The following is a 3715-nucleotide window of genomic DNA, read 5'->3' on the forward strand; positions in this document are numbered from 1 at the left end:
GGACCTGCATGCCCGGGAGTACGGCGAGTCGAGCGTCTTCCCCGTCTACAGCGGGAAGTGAGAGGCGGGCGCACACTCGTTCGCGCGTGCGGCGGGCCCACCCTCTCCCCTCGAGGTCAGCTGCGCGCGGCGGTCTCGTCGGCGGAGGCGACGCTGAAGCGTTCGCCCTGGTGGACGGGCTTCTCGAGCTCGTCCACGGCCGCGACGGCGAAGTCCTGCGACGAGACGAAGCCGCCCGCGATGCCGTTGCCGCCATCGACGTAGTGGCCCGTCCGGACGCCGGGGGCGATCTCGGGGGAGGGTGCGATCATCGTCCAGGCGAGGCCCTCGGACGCCGCGTAGGCGTCGTAGACGCGGGCGAACGCCTTCGCCTCGGGCAGATACTCGGCCGGGAAGTCGGGGGAGTCGAGGAGGCGTCCCTCGCCCACGGGCAGGGCGCCGGCGCCGCCGACGACCAGCACGCGACCGGTGGGTCGGGCGGCGATCAGACGCTCGTGGGCGGCGACGACGGCCTCGTAGTCGTCACGGCCGCCGACGGTGATGACGGTGGCGTCGCTGGCGTCGACCACCTGGGCGACGGCGTCCGTGTCGGTGAGGGCAAGCGGCTGGGTGGGCGTCAGAGCCGTGGTGCGGCCAGAGCGCGTGTAGGCGTCCACCTGGTGCCCGCGGGTCAGGGCCTCGGCGGTGATCTGCGAGCCGACCATGCCGGCGGCCCCGATGATGGAGAGGTGCATGAGAACTCCTGGTATCTGGTTGAACTGACGCCCTGATAGTATCTTTCGGTAACTGATTACCTCAACGTAACTGGAGGACGTGATGGAGCAGGGGCCGCGATCGTCGGCGGATTCCGGGGTGCTGCCGGCTGACGTCCTGAACCGGGACTGCCCCTCGCGGACCGTCCTGCGCCACCTCACCGACCGCTGGACGCCGATGATCGTGACGGTGCTGGCCGACGGCCGGCGCGCCCGCTTCACCGAACTGAGGCGAGCCATTCAGGGGGTGTCGCCGAAGGTGTTGACCGAAACGCTGCGGTCCATGGAGCGCGATGGGCTCGTGGCCCGCGAGGTCACGCCCAGCATCCCTCCGCGCGTGGACTACTGGCTGACCGAACTGGGCGCCTCCACGGTCGCGCCGCTGGACGCCCTGCGCCGGTGGGCAGAACAGAACGTGGGCGTCGTCCAGCAGAACCGGGAGCGCTACGACCGCTCGGCCGACGCTGTCGGCGGCGAGTGAGGCGCTCCCGTAGCCACAACCGCGGGAGCGATCGCACCGTCCGACGCTCCCGGGCGTCCCGGTGGCCGCGCCGGCGAACTCACGCAGGCTTGGAGTCGCGCGCGAAGCGGCGGGCCTTGCTCTGTTCGCTGCTGAACTTGTTCCGCAGCGCCGCCCAGCGGGTCTTGCGGTCGCCGCCGACGACGTGGTCTCGTCCGGCGAAGAGGGCGTCCACGCCCAGTTTCGCGACGACGGCGGGGTCGTTCTTCCAGGAGTTGTCGCCGAACACCGTGTTCTGCATGCCGGCGGTGTCGTGAAAGCCGGTCGCCGTGGCCCCCGGCAACAGCGCGGTGACCGAGACGCCGTAGTCGCGCATCTCCTCGCGCAGCCCCTGCGCGAAGCTGTACATGAATGCCCTGGTGGGACCGTAGATCGACTCGTACGGCGTCGGCGTCGTCGCGGAGAGGGACGACGTGATCAGGATCCGCCCGCGGCGCTGCGCCGCCATCCTGCGCACGACCTGCTTGGCGAGCACGACCTGGGAGGTGACGTTGAGGTTGAGCATGTGCAGTTCGTCGTCGAGGTCGGTGTCGACGAACGCGCCGCCGAGGCTCTTGCCCGCGTTGAGAACGGCCACGTCGAGGGGGACGCCGAGAGCATCGAACGCCTGCCAGACGGCGTCCACCTGAGCCCGATCGGTGAGGTCGGCGCGCACCGGGGTGACCTTCACCCCGGGGAGCTTCGCGGGCAGGCTGTCGATGCGTTCGCTCGCGCCCACGCCCACGATGTCGTACCCGCGCGCGGCGAGTTGCTGGGCGAGGTGGAACCCGATTCCGCTGGAGGCTCCGGTGACGAGTGCGGTCTTGGTCAACGTGGGGTCCTTTCGTTGGTGTCCGGGCTGGGGCGCGGGGCGCGTCGAGCGTCGCCCCGGACGCCGCCGCGGCAGCGCGGCTGCCAGGCGGCGTCCGGACGCCATCGCGCGGTAGATCGGCGGGAAGAGCCTGTCCCGCTGGGCGATCCAGGGGGCGAAGATCTCGTGGTACGGCGTCCGGTCGGACGCCGGGCCGAAGAGCTGGTCGTCCACGCGGCCGGCGCCCACGCCGAACGGCTTGCCGAGGACGCCGACGACGCGCATCGCGACGTTCGCCGCTCGGCGTGCGGGGTCGGTGGATTTCACGTTCTCCATGAGGTGCCACGCGTACTCGCCGAGCGCCTCGAGGTCGGGCATGCGGGCGGCGTTGAAGTCGGCGAACGGCGTCAGCGATCCGGACGCGAGATGGTCGGCCAGGAGGTGGGCGTCCTCGAGACCCGAATTGACGCCCTCGCCGGTCGGCGGAATGACGCTGTGGGCGGCGTCCCCGATCAGGATCAGCCACTCGCCCGCGTTCACGAACGGGCACCTCACGACCGCCCCCGAGAAGGAGTCGCGGCCGAAGAAGGCGGCGTAGTCGGCGTCCGTGAGCAAGGGTGCGGTGAGAGGCGCATAGGAGCGCACGTAGTCCCGGAGTCTGCCGACGTTCTCGGGGGTGGCGTCCTGGGCGAGGAGCAGGGGCTCCTCGGGGGTGCCCGCGATGGCCGTGACCGCGATGCACCACACGCCGCCCGCGAGGGTCGCGGAGTACATGCCCTTGTCGCCGAAGATGTAGTGCAGGGACGGGTCCAGCCCGGGCGCCGTCGCGCCCGGCTGCGAGTACAGCACGCGAAAGCGGACGCCCCACTCGCTGACCTGCGGGGCGAAGTCGTCCAGTTGCTCGGTCATCGAGCGGCGGGCCGCCGACCAGACGCCGTCGGCGCAGATCACGCGGGCGTCGGCGGCCTCGATCGTGGCCGACTCGCCGGAGGGGGTCGCGAACTTGAGGCGGCGGGCGTCCAGGTCGACGCGGACGAGCTTGTGGCCGCGGACGATCGTGATCGAGGGGGAGGCGTCCGCGGCGTCGAGGAGGATCCGGTTGACGAACGCCCTCGTGGTCGAGATGACGGTGCCGCTGGCGAGCTTGGCGACGAGGCGTCCGGCTGCGTAGATGCGCCAGCCGTGGACGACCTCGCCTTCGTGGCGGAGGCGGTCGAGGAGCGTGGGGTCGATGCGGCGCAGCGCCTCCTGGCCGCGGGGGTTGACGCCGATGGGGTAGCTGTTGTCGTCGGACAGCGGGATCTCGGTCTTGCCCTCATACACCGTGACCCGATGGCCCTGCTGGGCGAGCAGCAGGGCGGCCGTCAGTCCCACGGGGCCGGCGCCGACGACGATGACGGGCTGGTGGGCGGGATCGAGGATCGTGGCGTCGTCCATGGTGCGCAACTTACCGCGTGGGTGGTGGTTGGACTCCGAGCTGCCTTGTCCGGGGTGGGTCGGGCGCGGGTGCTCGGGGTTGGGTGTTTGGGGGGTTGGGGCTCTTGGGCGTCCCGCCCGCGGCCCCCGGCCGGCTGCAACGCCTGCAGCGTTTGCGGAACGCCTGCAGTAAACCGCGGAACGCCTGCAGTAAACCGCGGAACGCCTGCAGCGTTT

Annotated in this window: 3 protein-coding genes; 1 reads left to right on the forward strand and 2 read right to left on the reverse strand. The window is 71.1% G+C overall.

Features of this window, described 5'->3' with window-relative positions:
* Positions 1–116: 116 nt before the first annotated feature.
* Positions 117–734 carry an NAD(P)H-binding protein gene (locus WMJ97_RS14720; protein WP_347349757.1) on the reverse strand — a complete coding sequence of 206 codons (618 nt, stop codon included), beginning with the start codon at positions 732–734 and terminating at the stop codon, positions 117–119.
* Positions 735–816: 82 nt separating this feature from the next.
* Here WMJ97_RS14720 and WMJ97_RS14725 point away from each other — a divergent pair, with 82 nt between their 5' ends.
* On the forward strand, positions 817–1233 hold the full coding sequence (locus WMJ97_RS14725; RefSeq protein ID WP_347349758.1) for a helix-turn-helix domain-containing protein: 417 nt from the start codon (positions 817–819) through the stop codon (positions 1231–1233).
* Between the two features lie 79 nt (positions 1234–1312).
* Here the strand turns inward: WMJ97_RS14725 and WMJ97_RS14730 are convergent, their stop codons facing one another.
* Positions 1313–3499 carry an SDR family NAD(P)-dependent oxidoreductase gene (locus WMJ97_RS14730; protein ID WP_347349759.1) on the reverse strand — a complete coding sequence of 729 codons (2187 nt, stop codon included), beginning with the start codon at positions 3497–3499 and terminating at the stop codon, positions 1313–1315.
* Positions 3500–3715 lie beyond the last annotated feature (216 nt).

Origin of the sequence: Nigerium sp., from assembly GCF_039811905.1 — a bacterium.
GTDB lineage: Bacteria > Actinomycetota > Actinomycetes > Propionibacteriales > Propionibacteriaceae > Propioniciclava.